Below are 2,147 nucleotides of genomic sequence, written 5' to 3'. Positions count from 1 at the left end.
GAACATGTAACTGACCCACCGCCTTCGCGAGCAAGCCCGCTCCCACAGGGTCTTGCGTTGTTGCTGGCTTAAGAGGTGCCCAATCCGTCGGACAGGTCCGTGCCCGAGCGGGCCTGAGGGCGAGGCGTCGGGTCGTCGCGATGCTCGGTGGTCTTGCTCACCGTATCGCGCACCGTTTCATAGCCCTGTCGCGCCGTACGCTTGGCCTTGTCCGCCAGGTCGGCACTGGTGCGGCCCATCACCCGTTGCTCGGTGGAAGACGTCGGCAACGCCGCACCGAGCATCGCACCCAGGGCGATACCGGCGGCGGCCATCATCAGTGGCTGCTCCTTGAGCAAGCGGCTGAACTGATAGCCCAACTCTTGGGAACTGTGGGCCACGCGCTCGCCGGTATGCCGGGCGCTGTGCCGGGCGTGGCTGGCACCGGCGCCCAGGCCGTCAGCCAGGTGCGACGCCTTGTCCTTGAGCTGGTGAAACCCGTCACGCAAGGAGTCGGTGGTGTCGTGCAGGTGCTCCTTGGCGCTGCCCAGGCCATTGGCAAGCCCTTCGCCCCAGCCAGTGGAATCCTGGTCCGGGCCGACGCGGTAGCCGACCCGTGGCGGATGGTTCTGACCGAGCATCAGCCAGCACAGCCCGACGGTGGTCAGCACGGTGGGCACCGGGTTGTTACGCACGGTGGTGCCCAGGTTGCCAAAGAACTGCGAGCCGTTGCCCTTGACCAGGGTCAGCGCCTGATCGAGCATCTGCCCCGGGGTGAACTTGCTGCCCAAGGCATCGACGATGTGGCTGATATGAGCCCGCTGTTCGTCGATCTCGCGCTCGATGGTTTCCGGACTCTTTTCGGATTCGGTTTTGAATTCATCCTTCATGAGACTTTCCTCCGCAGGGCTTCCTGGTCTTTGTTCAATGCATCGAGCGTGCGATCGGGCTTGAAGTGGGACGGTTCGAATTGTTTCTTGCCCGACTGCACCATGACGAAACCGATGATCATGACCACCACGCCGACGATCAGCGCCGCGAGCCAAGGCTGCATGATCGTGCTCAAGCCGTAGACCGCCGCCATCAACAGGATGATGAAACCGGCGAGCAGTACGATTGCACCGCCGGCCACCGCCGCGATGCCGGCCTTGAGGGTGTTGAGGCTGGCCTGGAACTCAGCCTTGGCCAACGCCAATTCCTTGGTAAACAGCGATGGCACTTCATGGGTCAACTGCTTGAGCAGCCCCACCACCGAAGCATCGGTGTCGGAGGTAGTTGCGCCGATGGGGCGCTGGATATCCGGGTCTGGTCGATTCATTACAGTTCTCCTCGAGTATTGGCCGAACCCGGCAACGAGCCGGTGGAAGCGTCACTGGGGTGGTCCTGGACGCTGGGCGACGTGGGCGTGATGCCGGTGGCAAGGCCGCTGGAAGTCTCGGCGCCAGCGCCGATGGGATCGGGGGTTGGTTCGAAAGGCCCACGCGCGGCAAACCCTCCGGACGGCGGGTTGGAATGACCGGCGGCCGGGTCTTCGACTTCAGCGGCGACCGGCGAGCTGCCGGCCTTGAGGAACCGCGAGAGCCCGAAGCCCACTGCCACGCTGCCGGCCAGGAACAGCCCGGGGTTTTCTCGTGCCAGCCGGGAACCGTCGTGCAACATCTGCTCGGCGCTCATGTTGCGCAGCTTGCTGGCCAGGCCCGTCATCGAGTCGGCCATGTCCGCCAGGTAATGGGACAGGCCCAAGGTATCGTTGGCTTCGAACTCGGACATCGCCGACTTGGCGCCGCGAGCCAGCGCATCGATCTGATCCGCCGCCGTGTCGCGGTACTGGCCGAAGTGTGCATCGGCCTGTTCGCGGGCACTGCCGATGGCTTCGTTGACGTCCTCCTTGATGTGATTCAGAGGGTCCTCGGGCCGGGCCTGGCCTGAGGCGTCGTTTTGTCGCTCGGGGTTGTTGTCCGGGATAGTCATGTCTGTCTACACCTGCGTGATGGGGAAAAAACCAACACGGGCAATCACCGCAGCGATGCCCGACTACGTGCCTCTCAGTACAAGTGACGGGGTGCGGCGCAGGGGAGTTCAAACGGATTGGGCAGATGAGCGCTGCGCGGTCAGCGCCGCCGCTTGAGGAGGTGCGGACGAAAAAAAATCGGGCGCTGGCGCGTTCG

Annotated in this window: 3 protein-coding genes; all 3 read right to left on the bottom strand. The window is 64.1% G+C overall.

The window, feature by feature from the left end; all coding sequences use genetic code 11:
- Positions 1–68 precede the first annotated feature (68 nt).
- Genes RGM2987_RS00235 through RGM2987_RS00225 form a run of 3 tightly spaced genes read right to left on the bottom strand, consistent with a single transcriptional unit; the run spans position 69 to position 1,950 of the window.
- A complete protein-coding gene (locus RGM2987_RS00235; RefSeq protein WP_245138111.1) occupies positions 69–869 on the bottom strand; it encodes a DUF3618 domain-containing protein in 801 nt (266 codons plus the stop codon).
- Positions 866–1,297 (bottom strand): phage holin family protein, encoded by a 432-nt coding sequence (locus RGM2987_RS00230; RefSeq protein ID WP_245138110.1) that lies wholly within the window; start codon positions 1,295–1,297, stop codon positions 866–868. The genes RGM2987_RS00235 and RGM2987_RS00230 overlap by 4 nt, the downstream gene beginning before the upstream one ends.
- A complete protein-coding gene (locus tag RGM2987_RS00225) occupies positions 1,297–1,950 on the bottom strand; it encodes a hypothetical protein (protein ID WP_245138109.1) in 654 nt (217 codons plus the stop codon). Before RGM2987_RS00225 ends, RGM2987_RS00230 begins: the two co-directional genes overlap by 1 nt.
- Between the last annotated feature and the right edge of the window lie 197 nt (positions 1,951–2,147).

The sequence above is a fragment of the Pseudomonas sp. RGM2987 genome (genome assembly GCF_022952855.1).
Taxonomy (GTDB): domain Bacteria; phylum Pseudomonadota; class Gammaproteobacteria; order Pseudomonadales; family Pseudomonadaceae; genus Aquipseudomonas.
Note: the sequence above shows the minus strand (reverse complement) of the source record. Positions and strands in the feature narration are given on the sequence as shown.

Bases quoted from the DNA above. Each gene is read 5' to 3' on its own strand.
- RGM2987_RS00235 (WP_245138111.1), bottom strand. From the start codon at position 869: ATGAAGGATGAATTCAAAACCGAATCCGAAAAGAGTCCGGAAACCATC.
- RGM2987_RS00230 (WP_245138110.1), bottom strand. From the start codon at position 1,297: ATGAATCGACCAGACCCGGATATCCAGCGCCCCATCGGCGCAACTACC.
- RGM2987_RS00225 (WP_245138109.1), bottom strand. From the start codon at position 1,950: ATGACTATCCCGGACAACAACCCCGAGCGACAAAACGACGCCTCAGGC.